The sequence below is a fragment of the Pseudomonas mosselii genome (genome assembly GCF_019823065.1).
GTDB lineage: Bacteria > Pseudomonadota > Gammaproteobacteria > Pseudomonadales > Pseudomonadaceae > Aquipseudomonas > Aquipseudomonas mosselii.
On the sequence record NZ_CP081966.1, the window covers coordinates 4,582,154 to 4,598,324 of the forward strand.

12 protein-coding genes are annotated in these 16,171 nt (G+C 64.5%); 5 read left to right on the forward strand and 7 right to left on the reverse strand.

Going from position 1 to position 16,171, the window contains the following annotated elements; genetic code table 11:
- Positions 1-24: 24 nt before the first annotated feature.
- From K5H97_RS21175 to K5H97_RS21190, 4 genes are all read right to left on the reverse strand, one after another.
- A complete protein-coding gene (locus K5H97_RS21175; RefSeq protein WP_028693078.1) occupies positions 25-909 on the reverse strand; it encodes a LysR family transcriptional regulator in 885 nt (294 codons plus the stop codon).
- 160 nt (positions 910-1,069) lie between these two features.
- Positions 1,070-1,951 (reverse strand): carboxylate/amino acid/amine transporter, encoded by an 882-nt coding sequence (locus tag K5H97_RS21180; RefSeq protein ID WP_028693077.1) that lies wholly within the window; start codon positions 1,949-1,951, stop codon positions 1,070-1,072.
- A gap of 291 nt (positions 1,952-2,242) precedes the next feature.
- Entirely contained in the window at positions 2,243-2,842 is a 600-nt protein-coding gene (locus K5H97_RS21185; RefSeq protein WP_028693076.1) for an FMN-dependent NADH-azoreductase, read from the reverse strand.
- 110 nt (positions 2,843-2,952) lie between these two features.
- Positions 2,953-3,267 carry a hypothetical protein gene (locus tag K5H97_RS21190; RefSeq protein WP_028693075.1) on the reverse strand — a complete coding sequence of 105 codons (315 nt, stop codon included), beginning with the start codon at positions 3,265-3,267 and terminating at the stop codon, positions 2,953-2,955.
- Between the two features lie 50 nt (positions 3,268-3,317).
- Between K5H97_RS21190 and K5H97_RS21195 the strand changes: the two genes are divergently transcribed.
- Genes K5H97_RS21195 through K5H97_RS21210 form a run of 4 tightly spaced genes read left to right on the forward strand, consistent with a single transcriptional unit; the run spans position 3,318 to position 7,502 of the window.
- On the forward strand, positions 3,318-4,241 hold the full coding sequence (locus K5H97_RS21195) for a LysR family transcriptional regulator (protein WP_028693074.1): 924 nt from the start codon (positions 3,318-3,320) through the stop codon (positions 4,239-4,241).
- A gap of 13 nt (positions 4,242-4,254) precedes the next feature.
- The gene (locus K5H97_RS21200) at positions 4,255-5,067 is read left to right on the forward strand and encodes an alpha/beta fold hydrolase (RefSeq protein ID WP_028693073.1); all 813 of its coding nucleotides are present in this window, start codon (positions 4,255-4,257) and stop codon (positions 5,065-5,067) included.
- Positions 5,061-5,618, forward strand: coding sequence for a peptidylprolyl isomerase (locus K5H97_RS21205; protein ID WP_028693072.1), 558 nt, complete (start codon positions 5,061-5,063; stop codon positions 5,616-5,618). The genes K5H97_RS21200 and K5H97_RS21205 overlap by 7 nt, the downstream gene beginning before the upstream one ends.
- Before the next feature lie 51 nt (positions 5,619-5,669).
- Positions 5,670-7,502, forward strand: coding sequence for an ABC transporter ATP-binding protein (locus K5H97_RS21210; RefSeq protein WP_028693071.1), 1,833 nt, complete (start codon positions 5,670-5,672; stop codon positions 7,500-7,502).
- 155 nt (positions 7,503-7,657) lie between these two features.
- On the opposite strand, the gene K5H97_RS21215 is transcribed toward K5H97_RS21210, so the two are convergent.
- A complete protein-coding gene (locus tag K5H97_RS21215; RefSeq protein ID WP_028693070.1) occupies positions 7,658-8,785 on the reverse strand; it encodes a GNAT family N-acetyltransferase in 1,128 nt (375 codons plus the stop codon).
- A gap of 239 nt (positions 8,786-9,024) precedes the next feature.
- Here K5H97_RS21215 and K5H97_RS21220 point away from each other — a divergent pair, with 239 nt between their 5' ends.
- Positions 9,025-10,269 carry a putative porin gene (locus K5H97_RS21220; protein ID WP_028693069.1) on the forward strand — a complete coding sequence of 415 codons (1,245 nt, stop codon included), beginning with the start codon at positions 9,025-9,027 and terminating at the stop codon, positions 10,267-10,269.
- Between the two features lie 125 nt (positions 10,270-10,394).
- Here the strand turns inward: K5H97_RS21220 and K5H97_RS21225 are convergent, their stop codons facing one another.
- Both K5H97_RS21225 and hrpA read right to left on the reverse strand, forming a co-directional pair.
- Positions 10,395-11,516, reverse strand: coding sequence for a beta-ketoacyl-ACP synthase III (locus tag K5H97_RS21225; protein ID WP_028693068.1), 1,122 nt, complete (start codon positions 11,514-11,516; stop codon positions 10,395-10,397).
- Positions 11,517-11,735: 219 nt separating this feature from the next.
- Positions 11,736-15,641, reverse strand: a complete 3,906-nt coding sequence (hrpA, locus tag K5H97_RS21230; protein ID WP_028693067.1) for an ATP-dependent RNA helicase HrpA — start codon at positions 15,639-15,641, stop codon at positions 11,736-11,738.
- Between the last annotated feature and the right edge of the window lie 530 nt (positions 15,642-16,171).

The following is a 16,171-nucleotide window of genomic DNA, read 5'->3' on the forward strand; positions in this document are numbered from 1 at the left end:
GCGCGGCCCCTTTGCCAAGCTTGCTCAGGCGGCACTCAGGTAGGAAACCAGCTCGGTGACATGCCGTGGCATGCGCTCGAAATGCCTGACCAGCATCATGTGCTGCTGGCGCGCCCAGGTTTCGTCGAGGCGTCGGGCCACCAGGCCACAGCCATCGAGATAAGGCTGCACCGCCGCATCCGATGCGATACCGATACCGACTCCTTCGGCAATCATCCGGCATAGCGACTCGGCGCCGGACACCTTGATCCTGAACTGGGCCGCGAGGCCATCGATATCGGCCTGCTGCTCGATCAGTCGGCACAGTGCACTGTCACTCGCCAACCCGACCTGGGGGTGGCGCAGCACGTCGCCCAGGCGCAATGAGGCGCTGACGGCCAATGCGTGATGCCTGGGCAGCACCGCCACATAGTTGAGCACCGGCAGGGCGATCGAGGCACAACCCTCCACAGGGTCGCTGCCGAGCACCACGCCCATGTCGACGGCGCCCTCGCGAATGCCGCGAACGATATCCCCGGTCGTGCGTTGCTGCAGGTCGATGGCGACATTGGCGTGATCGGCGAGATAGCGCACCAGCCGGCGCTGGGTCGACTCGAATGCGCTGAAGCCTGCGACATACATGCGCATGCTTGCTCCGTCAGGCTCTTCGCGGTGGTCGAATTCGGCCTTGAGCACTTCCAGCTGGCGCAGGATCTTGCGGGCATGGATCAACAACCGCTGACCTGCCAGGGTCAGCACCAGCCCTTTGTGCTGGCGATGAAAAAGCCCCTCGCCAAGCTCGGTTTCCATCGACTTGATGCGCATGCTGGCGGCCCCAGGCGAGAGGCATGCACGCTTGGCGCCCTGGGTCAGGCTGGGGGACTCGGCGATCTTGATGAACAGTTTCAGGTCGGTCAGGTCAAGGTTCACGGTCTCTTCCTTGTAGTGTCAGGCAAATCCATTGTCGGAACGGGCGATCTTGAGCCGCCTGCGTCCATCTTGCCTGCCACCGTCGGCCGGGCAAAGCCTGCCTTGGTATTGCCCCCGTGAATGACAAAGGCGCCGGGCGCCTTCGTCTCGTGCAGATACCTCAGCGCGACGAGGCGGCCCCTGGCAGCCCTGCACGCGGACCACCCAAGCGGCTCAGCCATACCGATGCCAGGATCACCGAACCGCCAATGGCCAGGCGCCCAAGCGGTTCGTCCTGGTTCCAGATCAGCAGGTTGAGCAGCAGGCCCACCGGCACATGCAGGTTGTTCATGACCGCCAGGGTGCCGCCAGAGACCAGGCAAGCGCCCTTGTTCCACCAGTACAGCCCTAGCGCCGTCGGACACAGGCCCAGGAACAGCAGCACCAGCCACTGGGTGTCGGTGCTCGGCAGGTGCTGGGCATTGCCGAACAGTAGGAAGGCCGGCAACACCACCAGCAACGCGCCCAGGTAGAAATAGCCGAACCGGCGATAGTGCGGCAGGTCGCTGGGGTGGCGGGCCACCAAGTGGCGGTACAGCACCTGGCCGGCGGCGTAGGTGAAGTTGGCCAGTTGCAGCAACAGGAAACCGATGAAGAACTCACCGGTGACCGTGTCGAAGCGGATCACCGCCGCGCCGGCCACCGCCACCAGGGCAGCAAGCAGCGCCCAGGGGTTGAAGCGCCGGTTCAGGGCATCCTCGATCAAGGTGACATGCAGCGGGGTAAGGATGGTGAACAACAGTACTTCCGGCACCGTCAGCACGCGGAAGCTGAGGTACAGGCAGACATAGGTGATGCCGTACTGCAGCGCGCCGATCAGCAGCATCGCGCGCATGAAACGCGGCTCGACCTGGCGCCAGCGGGTCAGTGGCAGGAACACCAGCCCGGCCAGCAGCACCCGGACCAGCACGGCGAAGTAACTGTCGACGTGGCCGGCCAGGTATTCGCCGATCAGGTTGAAGGAGTACGCCTGGATCAGCGCGACGATTATCAGGTAGCCCATGGTTGGCCCTCGTGGATCAAGGCGGGGACCTTAGCGGGTTGGGCCTGGGCAGTTCAACCATGGGGGTTGTGGGGGCAGTAAAAGCCTCTTCGCTGGCAAGCCCACTATCACAGGCCTTGAAAGCAGTGTTTTCTCTGTGAGAGCAACTGCCTTGCAGAACATTCATGGTTTGCATTTGCCCTTGTGGGAGCGCAAGGCATGAGGTCGGCATAAAAAAGCCCGGCCATGAACTGGCCGGGCAGGCACACCCAAAGGAGCAACAAGGTGTCAGGGTTGGGAATTCGTCGCGGCTCAGGCCACCGCGGCCAGTCTTGCCTTGGCCTGGTTCAGGCCCTTCTCGTGGAACTCGCCGCTCATGTTCAGGCCTTCGGCGTGGATGAAGTCCACATCGTGGATACCGATGAAGGCCATCACCTGGCGCAGGTAGGGTTCCTGGTGGTCGCTGCTGGCACCGGCATGGATGCCGCCGCGGGCGGTCAGGACGATGGCGCGCTTGCCGTTGAGCAGGCCCTGCGGCCCGGTCGGGGTGTACTTGAAGGTGATGCCGGCGCGCAGCACGTGGTCCAGCCAGGCTTTCAAGGTACTGGGGATGGTGAAGTTGTACATCGGCGCGGCCATCACCAGCACGTCGGCGGCCAGCAGTTCGTCGGTCAGCACGTTGGAACGCGCCAGCGCCTCACGCTCGGCGGCGCTGCGCTGTTCCTCAGGCTTCATCCAGCCGCCAAGCAGGTTGGCGTCCAGGTGCGGCACGGGGTTCACCGCCAGGTCGCGCACCTTGATCTCGTCGGCCGGATGCGCCGCTTGCCATTGCTGGATGAAGTCCAGGGTCAGTTGACGGGAAACGGAATCCTGCTGGCGGGCGCTGCTTTCGATGATCAGTACGCGGGACATGGGCTGCCTCCATCGGCGGTAAAGGGTGGCGATTCGATGGAGGTGAGATTAGTGGTTGACCTATCGATAAAAAAGCGTAAAAAGTGGGATCAACCTATCGATTAATCTGTTTATTCGGCTTTGCAGTCGAGCACGATGCGCAGCTTGATGATCTGCCGGTTGAACTTGGCGGTGACATCCACGCTCCTGCCGGCGGGCACATTGACCCGACGCACCCGTGGCGCCTCAGGGCCGTTGCGGAAGGTGACCTTGCACGCCGCCGGCACCTGCCCATAGTTGTTGAGGCTGATCGAGCCGATGTCATAGGCCGTGTCGTAGACGGTGTAATCGACCTTGACCCCGGTCAGGTCCTTTTCCACGTCGATCGGGTATGCCATGGCCCCGAGGGGTAGGCACAACAGCAAAGCCGCACAACATTTCTTCATACGGGCGCTCTCCTTGGGAAGAGCGCAGCTTAGGACAACAGGAGCCCTGGATGAAAGCACCGCGCGTTACCCTGGATCAGTGGCGGACCCTGCAGGCAGTGGTCGACCACGGCGGGTTCGCCCAGGCCGCCGAGGCCCTGCACCGTTCGCAGTCGTCGGTGAGCTATACCGTGGCGCGGATGCAGGAGCAGTTGGGCGTGCCGCTGCTGCGCATCGATGGGCGCAAGGCGGTGCTGACCGAGGCTGGCAGCGTGCTGCTGCGCCGTTCGCGGCAACTGGTCAAGCAGGCCAGCCAGCTGGAAGACCTGGCCCACCACATGGAACAGGGCTGGGAGGCCGAAGTGCGCCTGGTGGTCGACGCCGCCTACCCCAGCGCCCGCCTGGTACGCGCCCTGGCCGCCTTCATGCCGCAGAGCCGCGGCTGCCGGGTACGCCTGCGCGAAGAAGTGTTGTCCGGGGTCGAGGAAGTGCTGCACGAAGGCATCGCCGACCTTGCCATCAGCAGCTTCAACATCGGCGGCTACCTGGGCACCGAACTGAGCCCGGTGGAGTTCATCGCCGTCGCCCACCCCGAGCACGCCCTGCACCGCATGGGCCGCGAAATTACCTTCCAGGATCTGGAAAGCCAGTTGCAGGTGGTGATCCGCGACTCCGGCCGGGCCCAGCCGCGCGATGTCGGCTGGCTCGGCGCCGAGCAGCGCTGGACGGTCGGCAGCCTGGGCACCGCGGCGACCTTCGTCGGCAGCGGCCTGGGTTTTGCCTGGCTGCCCCGGCACATGATCGAGCGCGAGCTGCGCGAAGGCGTGCTCAAGCCCCTGCCGCTGGATCAGGGTGGCAGCCGCCATCCGCTGTTCTACCTTTACTCCAGCAAGGAAAAGACCCTGGGCCCGGCCACGCAGATCCTCATCGAACTGCTGCGCAACTTCGACACCGCGCCGCTGGACGTGCCCTTCGCAGCCCCCCCGCAAGCCTGAGAGGACCGCGCCCATGGCCTGTTTCGAACATGACGGATGCCTGCTGCATTACGAGGAACATGGCCAGGGCGAGCCCCTGGTGCTGCTGCACGGGCTGGGTTCGAGCAGCCAGGACTGGGAACTGCAGGTGCCCGAGCTCGGCCGCCAGTATCGGGTGATCCTCATGGACATCCGCGGCCACGGGCAATCCTCCAAGCCGCGCAAGGGCTACCAGATAAAGACTTTCAGCGCTGATCTGCTGGCCCTGCTGCGCCATCTGGACACCGGCCCGGTGCACTTCGTCGGCCTGTCCATGGGCGGCATGGTCGGTTTCCAGTTTGCCGTCGACCACCCCGACTGGCTGCGCAGCCTGTGCATCGTCAACAGCGCCCCCGAGGTCAAGCGACGCACCCGCAGCGACTGGATCTGGTGGCTCAAGCGCTGGGGCCTGGCACGCCTGCTCAGCGTCGAGACCGTCGGCAAGGGCCTGGCTGCGCGGCTGTTTCCCAAGCCGGAGCAGACCGAACTGCGGCGCAAGATGGCCGAGCGCTGGGCGCGCAACGACAAGCGTGCCTATTTGAAAAGCTTCGACGCCATCGTCGACTGGGGCGTGCAGGAACGCATCGGCCAGATCCGCTGTCCCACCCTGGTGATCGCCGCCGACCACGATTACACACCGATACAACTGAAGGAGCGTTACGTCGCCCTGATGCCCAACGCCAGGCTGGCGGTCATCGACGATTCGCGGCACGCTACGCCCCTGGATCAACCCGAAGTCTTCAACCGTACCGTGCTGCAGTTCCTCGCAGCCGCTTCCACCTCTCAAGGATCTTTGAGCCCATGCTGAAAAAACTTCTGCTCACCGCCTGCTCGGTCGCCTTCGCCACCAGCGTCATGGCCTCCGACAAGACCCCGCACGTTGAGCTGGTCACCAGCTTCGGCAAGATCGAGATCGAGCTGAACGCAGAAAAAGCACCGATCAGTACCAAGAACTTCCTCCAGTACGTGGACAGCGGCTTCTACAACAACACCATCTTCCACCGCGTGATCCCGGGCTTCATGGTCCAGGGCGGTGGCTTTACCGACCAGATGGTGCAGAAGAGCACCAAGGACCCGATCCGCAACGAAGCGAGCAACGGCCTGCAGAACACCCGCGGCACCCTGTCCATGGCCCGCACCTCCGACCCGAACTCGGCCACCAGCCAGTTCTTCATCAACGTCGCCGACAACGACTTCCTCAACCCGGGCCGCGACCGTGGCTACGCGGTGTTCGGCAAGGTCACCAAGGGCATGGAGGTGGTCGACCAGATCGTCAACTCGCCGACCACCATCAAGAAAGGCATGCGCGATGTGCCGGCCGATCCGGTCTACATCAAGTCGGCCAAACGCATCGACTGATCCCGCGCCGCACAGGGACGTGAGTCGGGTCGAACAGGAGTGTCGTCACCCATGCTGTACCGTCGTTTCGAGCAGTTGATCGACATTTTCCGCGAGGCGCCCAGCGAGGCGCCTCCCGGCAAGGTCTGGCCCTTCTATCTCTACTACCTGCGCCAGGTGTGGCCGAGCTTCCTCGCCCTGCTGATCGTCGGCCTGATCGCCTCGCTGATCGAAGTGGCGCTGTTCAGCTACCTGAGCCGGATTATCGACCTGGCCCAGGGCACGCCCAACGCCAATTTCTTCAGCGAGCACAGCGGCGAGCTGATCTGGATGCTGGTGGTGGTGCTGTTGCTGCGGCCGGTGTTTTTCGGCCTGCATGACCTGCTGGTGCACCAGACCATCAGCCCGGGCATGACCAGCCTGATCCGCTGGCAAAACCACACCTACGTGCTCAAGCAGAGCCTGAACTTCTTCCAGAGCGACTTCGCCGGGCGCATCGCCCAGCGCATCATGCAGACCGGCAACTCCCTGCGCGATTCGGCGGTGCAGGCGGTGGACGCGCTGTGGCACGTGCTGATCTACGCCATCAGTTCGCTGGTGCTGTTCGCTGAGGCCGACTGGCGGCTGATGCTGCCGCTGCTGGTGTGGATCGCCTGCTATATCGGTGCGCTGTACTACTTCGTGCCACGGGTGAAGGAGCGCTCGGTGATTTCCTCCGACGCCCGCTCCAAGCTGATGGGGCGCATCGTCGACGGCTACACCAACATCGCCACGCTCAAGCTGTTCGCCCATACCGACTACGAGCAGCAGTACGCCCGCGAGGCGATCAGCGAGCAGACCGAGAAGACCCAGCTGGCCTCGCGGGTGATCACCAGCATGGACGTGGTCATTACCTCGCTGAACGGCCTGCTGGTGGTCACCACCACCGGCCTTGCCCTGTGGCTGTGGAGCCAGTCGCTGATCAGCGTCGGCGCCATCGCCCTGGCCACAGGCCTGGTGATCCGCATCGTCAACATGTCCGGCTGGATCATGTGGGTGGTCAACGGCATCTTCGAGAACATCGGCATGGTCCAGGACGGCCTGCAGACCATTGCCCAGCCGGTCACCGTCAGCGACAGGCCCAACGCCGCGGCACTCAAGGTCAGCCGCGGGGCGGTGCGCTTCGACCATGTCGACTTCCACTACGGCAAGGGCGGCAAGGTGATCGACGCGCTGAACCTGGACATCCGCCCCGGCGAGAAGATCGGCCTGATCGGTCCGTCCGGCGCCGGCAAGTCGACCCTGGTCAACCTGCTGCTGCGCCTGTACGACATCGACAGCGGGCGCATCCTCATCGACGGCCAGGACATCGCCGAGGTCAACCAGGCCAGCTTGCGCGCGCAGATCGGCATGATCACCCAGGACACCTCGCTGCTGCACCGCTCGATCCGCGACAACCTGCTGTACGGCCGGCCGGATGCCAGTGACGAGGAAGTCTGGGAAGCAGTGCGCCGGGCCCGGGCCGACGAGTTCATCCCGCAGCTGTCCGATGCCCAGGGCCGCACCGGCTTCGACGCCCATGTCGGCGAGCGCGGCGTCAAGCTCTCCGGCGGCCAGCGCCAGCGCATCGCCATTGCCCGGGTATTGCTGAAGAACGCGCCGATCCTGATCATGGACGAGGCCACCTCGGCACTGGACTCAGAGGTCGAGGCGGCGATCCAGGAGAGCCTGGAGACGCTGATGCAGGGCAAGACGGTGATCGCCATCGCCCACCGCCTGTCGACCATCGCCCGCATGGACCGGCTGATCGTGCTGGACAAGGGGCATATCGTCGAAAGCGGCAGCCATGCCGAGCTGCTGGCACAGCGCGGGTTGTATGCGCGGTTGTGGCATCACCAGACCGGGGGATTTGTCGGCGTCGACTGAGTTAGACGCGGCCCCTGTAGGAGCGGCCTTGTGTCGCGAAAGGGCCGCAACGCGGCCCCGGCGATCTTTGCATCAACGCTGAAATCCTGGGGCCGCTTTGCGGCCCTTTCGCGACACAAGGCCGCTCCTACAGGGATAGCGTGTGGCCAGGCACTTCAAACCTGGCGATACGGCAACATCCCCCGCGCCTCCTCGGCGTAGGCCAGTACTCCTTCGCGCTCCTGACGCAAAAAGTCTGAGACCGCCCGGCGCAACCCCGGGTGCAGCAGGTAATGCCACGACCGTGTGATCACCGGCTCAAACCCGCGAATCAGCTTGTGCTCGCCCTGGGCCCCGGCATCGAAGCGCTGCAGGCCTTCGCCGATCGCGAAGTCCATGCCCTGGTAGAAACAAGTCTCGAAATGCAGGCGGTCGAATTCGTCCAGGCAACCCCAGTAGCGGCCGTACAGGCTGTCGCCCCCCACCAGGCTGAAGGCCATCGCCACCTCGCGCCCTTGCTGCCGGGCAATCACCACGCGAATCGCCTCGGGCATGCGCTCGGCCACCAGGCTGAAGAACTCGCGAGTCAGGTACGGTGCTCGTCGCCGTACGGCATAGGTGTTGGCATAGCAGCGGTAGACGAAGTCCCACTGTGCCTCGCTCAGTTCATCGCCGCGGTACCAGGCGAAATCGATCCCGTGCCCCGCCACCTGTTCACGCTCCTTGCGCATCTGCTTGCGCTTGCGTGAGCTGAGGGTGTCGAGAAAGTCCTGGAAGTCCCGGTAACCCCGGTTACGCCAGTGGAACTGGCAGCCCAGGCGCTCCAACCAGCCCGGCTGGCCGGCAATGGCCGCGTCCAGCACACTGTCGGTGAAGTTGATGTGCGCCCCCGACAGCCCACCCTTGCCCAGGTACTCGGGAATCGCCTGCAACAGCAGCAGGCCATCGGCTGGATCGGCGGCCAGCAGACGCGGCCCCGCGACCGGACTGAACGGCACCGCGCCGAGCAGCTTGGGGTAGTAGGCAATGCCCGCGCGCTCACAGGCATCGGCCCAGCCATGATCGAACACGTACTCGCCGAACGAATGCCACTTGCGGTAGGCCGGCAGCAGCGCCCGTACCTCGCCATCGCGCTCCAGCACCAGGTGTTCGGCGGCCCAGCCGGTGTCGGGCACCACGCTACCACTGTCTTCCATGGCACTGAGAAAGGCGTGGCGCAGGAACGGCTGACCGTCGGGCACCAGCGCGTCCCAAGTGGTCGCCGGCAGGTCGCGCAGGTGGGCAAGGCTGTGAAGGCTGATCACGGTTGCAACTCGCTATGGACAGGGCGCCAGTATTGCCAAAGCCGCCGTGACACACAAATGACGGCCTGTTTACTTAACAACAGTGCCACTATTCAGACATTATTCTGTCATTCCCCCCCGCAATACTTGCGCCTGTTTTCCGGAACCCCAGAACCTGTCTATTCAGGCCCTTTCCGAAGACATGCCAACTCGGGGGCGGGCGCTTGAGCCTCCCCACTTTTTCCAACAGGGAGAACCTTATGCGTCTTGTTTCTACACTTACTGGAGTGAGCCTCACCGGCATGATGCTGGCTCTGAGTACTCCGGCCAGTGCTGCTGTCGACGCCAAGCTGCTCGAAATACTCCGCGCCAACGGCTCGATCAACCAGGCGCAGTACACCGAACTGCAGGGCGACCTGGCAAAGGAAACCAAGGAAAAGGCCGACCAGAAAGCCCAGTCCGAGCGCCTGAGCTCCTTCGAGCAGAAAGTGGCATGGGCCGCCAAGACCCAGATCAAGGGTGATGTGCGCCTGCGCTACGAAGACGTCAACGTCGACAACCCCAACAGCCGCAGTGGCAACCAGGACCGCGAGCGTGTGCGTGCCCGCGTCGGTTTCTACAGCGAGATCAACCCGCAGGTCGACGCTGGCATTCGCGTGGCCACCGGCAGCAGCTCGGACGCCCGCTCGACCAACCAGAGCCTGGACAACTACTTCGACAAGAAATCGCTGTGGGTGGACCTGGCCTACCTCGACTGGCACCCGACCGCCGTGCCGAACCTGCACCTGATCGGCGGCAAGATGCTGCAGCCGTGGGTGAGCATGGGCGACATCATCTGGGACAGCGACATCAACCCGGAAGGCGTGGCCGTCACCTACAAGACCAACCTGGGCGGCGCCGAAGTGTTCGGCAGCGCCGGTCACTACACCCTCAAGGACAACGTCGACGGCGACGGCGTGCAGTTCAAGCACGACGCACAGCTGTACCACGGCCAATTGGGCACCAAGTTCAACCTGGCTGACAGCGTCAAGGTCACCGTCGGCGGCAGCCTCTACGGTTTCGACAACGACAAGAAGTCGGCCGTGCTGCGCAGCTTCGGCAACACCACCACCGAGTTCAACCTGGCCGAAGGCTTCGGCCAGGTGGACTTCACCGGCTTCGCCATCCCGCTGTCGGCCTATGGCCAGTTCGTCAAGAACACCGACAGCACCGACGGCGAGGACAAGGCCTGGCTGGCCGGTTTGAAGACCAAGGTGGGCGCCTGGAGCCTGGACTACAACTACCGCGACGTGCAGCGCAACGCCGTGGTCAGCCTGTTCACCGACTCCGACTTCGGCGCAGGCTTCACGGGTTCGCGTGGTCACAAGTTCAAGGTCGGCTACGAGATCGACAAGAACTTCTCCCTGGGCGCGGCCTACCTGATGGCCAAGACCGACCTGTCGCAGTTGCCGAACAACAACGCCGACGTCGACACCCTGCAGGTCGACCTGGAAGCCAAGTTCTAAGCGCTACGCACCCTTGCTCCACCCTGAAGCGGGAAATGCTGACCCCATCCAGCGTTTCCCGCTTTTTTTGCCTGTCAGAAAGCCGGGGCTGCTTTGCAGCCCCGATAGAGAAGTAAAAGTAGGTATCAGCGTTTACGCAGAACCACACTACCAATCGAATAGCCAGCACCGAATGAACTCAGTACCCCCAGCGAACCCTTGGCCAGGTCATCCTGATACAGGTGGAAGGCAATCACCGAACCCGCCGAACTGGTGTTGGCATAGCGATCCAGGATCACCGGCGCATCTTCCTCGGCCACTTCACGCCCCAGCAGCTTCTTGACGATCAGGTGGTTCATGCTCAGGTTGGCCTGGTGCAGCCAGAAGCGCTTGACGTCCGACGGCTGCAGGTCGTTCTCGGCCAGGTGCTGGCCGATCAGCTCGGCAACCATCGGGCAGACTTCCTTGAACACCTTGCGGCCTTCCTGCACGAACAGTTTGTCGCGGGCACCGATGCCCTCTTCCGCGGCGCGGTTGAGGAAACCGAAGTTGTTGCGGATGTTGTTGGAGAACGCCGTCAGCAGCTTGGTGCTGACGATGTCGAACTGATGTTCGGAGGTCGCCAGGTCGGCACGCTCGACCAGCACGGCGGTGGCGGCGTCGCCGAAGATGAAGTGGCTGTCGCGGTCACGGAAGTTCAGGTGGCCGGTGCAGATCTCCGGGTTGACCACCAGCACCGCGCGCGACTGGCCCAGTTGCACGCTGTTGGCGGCGGTCTGGATACCGAAGGTGGCCGACGAGCAGGCCACGTTCATGTCAAAAGCGAAGCCCTGGATGCCCAGTGCCTGCTGCACTTCGATGGCGATGGCCGGGTACGGGCGCTGCAGGTTGGAACAGGCGACGATCACCCCGTCGACATCGGCGGCGGTGCGCCCGGCACGCTCCAGGGCCTGGCGGGCGGCGGCCACGCCCATCTCGCAGAGGATCGATTGCTCGTCGTTGCCGCGCTCGGGCAGACGCGGCTTCATGCGCTGCGGATCGAGAATACCGGCCTTGTCCATGACGAAGCGGCTCTTGATACCCGAGGCCTTCTCGATGAAGGCGGCGTCGGACAGCGGCGCCGCCTCGACCTCGCCACGCTCGATGGCGGCGGCGTTGTCACGGTTGAAACGCTGTGCCCAGGCGTTGAAAGATTCCACCAGTTCTTCGTTGGAAATGCTTTGGGCCGGGGTGTACAGGCCGGTGCCGCTGATGACGACGTTGTGCACGGTCGTTCCTCTGGTCTGGGGCCATCGCCACAAGGCGCTGGCCGGAATAAGGGCAACTTAATGGCACCTTGGTACCAATTTTGAGGCGAGGGCTGCGCCCTCGTTTGCGGCACAAGTCCGCTCCTACAGAAGAACGCCGATGCTGTAGGAGCGGACTTGTGCCGCGATCGGCCGCACAGCGGCCGTAAATTCCACCAAGTTTGCCACAACTTGGGGAGTTTAGGCTTCCACCTGACTCCACTGTTTGCTCAGTCGCTTGTCGGAAACCGGCACCTTCGTCCCCAGTTGCTGGGCAAACAACGACACCCGGTATTCCTCCAGCAGCCAGCGGTACAGGGTCAGCTGCTCATCGCGCTTGCCTTCCTGGGCATGCTTGTCGGCGCGGGCCCGGTACTGCGCCCAGCAATTGGCCAGCTCGGCGCTCCACACCCGGTCCTTCTGCACCTGAGACCCCAGTTTCTCCAGACGCAACTCCACCGCCTTGAGATAACGTGGCAGCTCCTTGAACCAGGCACCCGGTATCTCCCGCACGAAGCCCGGGTACACCAGGTTGGCCAACTGCTGCTTGATGTCGTTGAGCGCCACCGCCTGGCTCAGGTCGATCTTGCCCTTGAAGCGCTTCTGCAGGCCATGCCACAGCTTCAGTACCTCCAGGGTAAGGCGGGCCAGGCGTTCGGCGTGCTCGGTCCAGTTGCCGCGCTTGCGTTCGGCCAGCGAGGCCAGGCCCGCGCCATCACGCGGCAGCGGGTCTTCGCCTTCCAGCACACAGCTGTCGAGGCTGGCCAGGAGGATATCCTCGACCAGCGCCTCGACCCGGCCCAGTTCACGGTACAGCAGCCCCAGCTCAGTCAGCCCCGGCAGCTTGCCGCGCAGGAACTTGGCCGGCTCCGCCAGCTGTTGCAGCAACAGGCGCTGCAAGGCGCGACGGTGCTGGAACTCGGCTTCGGCCTGGGTCGAGAAGCGCCCCTCGCGCACCGTGCCGTTGTCCTCGACCAGCGCCGGATAGACCGTCATCGACAGCCCGGCGATCTTCTGCTGGGCGGTCTGCGCCACCTGCGCGAAGGCCTTGGCCTGTACCGGCTGCTCGGCCTTCTCGCTGCGCGGCAGGGCCAGCGCCGCCTGGCTGGCGGCGGCGAAGCGGGCGGTCAGCTCGGCGAGGTCGCGACCTTCGCCGAGGAACTTGCCCTGGGCGTCGACCACTTCGATGTTCATGCGCAGATGGCCTTCCACCAGCCCGGCCGCCTCCGCCCAGGCCTCGTCCGACACCCGCGCTCCGGTCATGCGCAGCAACTCCTGGCCCAGCGCCTGCGGCAATGCCCCTTGGCCGAACGCCATACGCGACAGGGCCGCCTTGACGAAGTCGGGCACCGGCACGAAGTTCTTGCGCAGGGCCTTGGGCAGGTTGCGCACCAGTGCGATGCACTTGGCCTCAAGCAGACCGGGCACCAGCCATTCCAGGCGTTCGCCCGGCAGGTTCGGCAACAGCGGCGCCGGCACCCGCACGGTCACGCCGTCACGCGGGTGGTTCGGTTCGAAGTGATAGCTCAGCGACAGGCGCAGATCGCCCACCTGCAGGTGGTCCGGATACTGCGCGGCGGTGACCTCGCTGGCCTCGCGGGCGAGCACGTCCTCTTCGCGCATGATCAGCAGGTTCGGATCCTTCTGGCTGTTCATCCGGTACCAGCTGTCGAAGGTCGCCGTCTGGTGGATCTCTTCGGGCAGGCGCGCCTCGTAGAAGGCGTACAGTGTCTCCTCGTCGGCCAGAATATCGCGCCGGCGGGCCTTGGCCTCCAACTCGTCGAGCTGCTCGAGCAGGCGCTTGTTGGCCGCCAGGCACTTGGCCCGGGACTGGATCTCGCCACCGACCAGGCCGTCGCGGATGAACAGCTCGCGGGAAGTGACCGGATCGATCGGGCCGAAATGCACCGGTCGACGGCCGACCAGGATCAGCCCATAGAGAGTAATCTGCTCGTAGGCCACCACCTGGCCGCGCTTCTTCTCCCAGTGCGGTTCGAAGTGGTTCTTCTTGATCAGGTGGGTGGCCAGCGGCTCGATCCAGTCCGGCTCGATCTTGGCCACCATGCGCGCATACAGCTTGGTGGTCTCCACCAGTTCCGCGGCCATCACCCACTGCGGTCGCTTGCGGCCGATGCCCGACGACGGGTGAACCCAGAAACGCCGCTGACGCGCGCCCTGATAGTCGCCCTCCTCGGTCTTCTGGCCGATCTGGCTGAGCAGGCCGCTGAGAATCGCCTTGTGCAGGGGCTGGTAGTCGCAGGCGTCCTTGTTCACCGCCAATTGCAGGTCGCGGCAGATCAGCGCCAGCTGGCGATGGGCGTCACGCCACTCGCGCAGGCGCAGGTAGTTGAGGAAGTTCTTGCGGCACCAGTTGCGCAGCGGGCTGGCGGTCAGCGCCTGGCGCTGCTCCTCGAAAGCACGCCACAGGTTGACCAGCGCGGCGAAGTCGGAATCGACATCCTTCCACTGCGCATGGGCCTGGTCAGCGGCCTGCTGGCGCTCCGGCGGGCGCTCGCGCGGGTCCTGCACCGACAGCGCGCTGGCGACGATCAGCACTTCCTGCAGGCTGCCCTGGCGGGCGCCTTCGAGCAGCATGCGGCCCAAACGCGGATCGATCGGCAGGCGCGCCAGCTGGCGGCCCAGCGGCGTCAGCTGGTTCTCGCGGTTGACCGCCGACAGTTCCTGCAACAGGTTGAAGCCGTCGCTGATGGCTTTGCCATCCGGCGGCTCGATGAACGGGAAGGCGTCGATCGCGCCCAGGCGCAGGTGCAGCATCTGCAGGATCACCGCGGCCAGGTTGGTGCGCAGGATCTCCGGGTCGGTGAACGCCGGCCGGCCGTTGAAATCGTCCTCGCTGTACAGGCGGATGCAGATGCCCGGCTCGACCCGGCCGCAGCGGCCTTTACGCTGGTTGGCGCTGGCCTGGGACACCGCCTCGATGGGCAGGCGCTGGACCTTGGCGCGGTAGCTGTAGCGGCTGATGCGCGCGGTGCCGCTGTCGATCACGTAGCGGATGCCCGGCACCGTCAGCGAGGTTTCGGCGACGTTGGTCGCCAGCACCACGCGCCGGCCGCTGTGGGACTGGAAGATCCGCTGCTGCTCGGCCGGCGACAGCCGCGCATACAGCGGCAGGATCTCGGTGTGGCGCAGCTGCGCCTTGCGCAGGATCTCGGCGGCGTCGCGAATCTCGCGCTCGCCGGGCAGGAACACCAGCACATCGCCCGGGCCCTTGCCCTGGCTGCGCTCGTGCTGGGCGATCTCGTCGAGGCTGGCGAGGATCGCCTGGTCGACGGAAAGGTCCTCCTCGACCTGGTTGCCCTCCTCGTCGTGCTCGCTGGTCAGCGGTCGGTACCAGGTTTCCACCGGGTAGGTACGCCCGGACACCTCGATGATCGGCGCGCCGTCGAAGTGCTTGGAGAAGCGCTCCAGGTCGATGGTCGCCGAGGTGATGATCAGCTTCAGGTCCGGGCGGCGGTGCAGCAGGGTCTTGAGATAGCCGAGCAGGAAGTCGATATTCAGGCTGCGCTCATGGGCCTCATCGACGATGATCGTGTCGTAGCGCTCGAGGAAGCGGTCGTGCTGGGTCTCGGCCAGCAGGATACCGTCAGTCATCAGCTTGACCAGGGTGTTCGAATCGCTCTGGTCCTCGAAGCGCACCTGGTAGCCGACCAGCGCCCCCAACGGCGTGCCCAGCTCCTCCGCGACCCGCGCCGCCACGCTGCGCGCGGCGATCCGCCGGGGCTGGGTGTGGGCAATCAGGCCATGGCTGCCGCGGCCCAGCTCCAGGCAGATCTTCGGCAGCTGGGTGGTCTTGCCGGAACCGGTCTCGCCGGCGATCACCAGCACCTGGTGCTCGGCCAGGGCCTTCTTGATCTCGTCGCGCTTGGCGGCGATGGGCAGGTTGTCGTCGTAACGAATGCTCGGCACGCTCTGCTGGCGCGCGGTGACCTGGGCGCAGGAGGCCTGGACCTTTTCCACCCACTGCGCGAGCTTGCCCTCGTCGGGGCGCTTGCGCAGCTCGTGCAATTGCCGGCGCAACCGATGGCGGTCGGCGATCATGGCGTGGTCGAGGTTCTTCAGCAGTTGGTCGATGGCGTGATCTGTCATGGGGCTTTTTAATGATGCAGGCGAGTGCTGCTTTTTCATGATCGGCAGGCGTAAGAGGCGCGATTGTCGCAGATTTGCGAAATCGATGCTGCCTGTGCCCGCCGTTCAGTCGCGATCACGCTCGAAATAACGGGAGCGCTTGAACAACAACGGGGTAGCAATTGCGACGAAAAAAGCTGACCAGCCACCTGCCAACTAGCCTAAAACTGTGGGAAGCGTCCTAAGCTGCTGCAGCGCGGGGGGCAGACTTGCCAATGTTTAGCTCTCACCGGAATGAACGTCGCCATTCACTGCTTTAATCAACCTTACAGGCCATGTGAGTATCCAGGGATGCTTCCCGACCCGATGAACGCCCGCCCGCTGCCCTACCCTTCGCTGCCGAAGGCCAGGGCCCGTGCCGGTGAAAATCCGCTGGTCCATATCATTCTGGCGTTCTGGGCCCTGTGGCATTGCCGCCACGCGCGCCCACCGGACACGTCGCTCACGCACTCCTGACCCGACCCGGCCGCCCTACTGGCCGATTGACTCAG

Excerpts from the sequence above, each read along its gene's own strand:
- K5H97_RS21220 (WP_028693069.1), top strand. The coding sequence starts at position 9,025 with ATGCGTCTTGTTTCTACACTTACTGGAGTGAGCCTCACCGGCATGATG.
- K5H97_RS21200 (WP_028693073.1), top strand. The coding sequence starts at position 4,255 with ATGGCCTGTTTCGAACATGACGGATGCCTGCTGCATTACGAGGAACAT.
- K5H97_RS21210 (WP_028693071.1), top strand. The coding sequence starts at position 5,670 with ATGCTGTACCGTCGTTTCGAGCAGTTGATCGACATTTTCCGCGAGGCG.
- K5H97_RS21190 (WP_028693075.1), bottom strand. The coding sequence starts at position 3,267 with ATGAAGAAATGTTGTGCGGCTTTGCTGTTGTGCCTACCCCTCGGGGCC.
- hrpA (WP_028693067.1), bottom strand. The coding sequence starts at position 15,641 with ATGACAGATCACGCCATCGACCAACTGCTGAAGAACCTCGACCACGCC.
- K5H97_RS21205 (WP_028693072.1), top strand. The coding sequence starts at position 5,061 with ATGCTGAAAAAACTTCTGCTCACCGCCTGCTCGGTCGCCTTCGCCACC.
- K5H97_RS21180 (WP_028693077.1), bottom strand. The coding sequence starts at position 1,951 with ATGGGCTACCTGATAATCGTCGCGCTGATCCAGGCGTACTCCTTCAAC.
- K5H97_RS21195 (WP_028693074.1), top strand. The coding sequence starts at position 3,318 with ATGAAAGCACCGCGCGTTACCCTGGATCAGTGGCGGACCCTGCAGGCA.
- K5H97_RS21185 (WP_028693076.1), bottom strand. The coding sequence starts at position 2,842 with ATGTCCCGCGTACTGATCATCGAAAGCAGCGCCCGCCAGCAGGATTCC.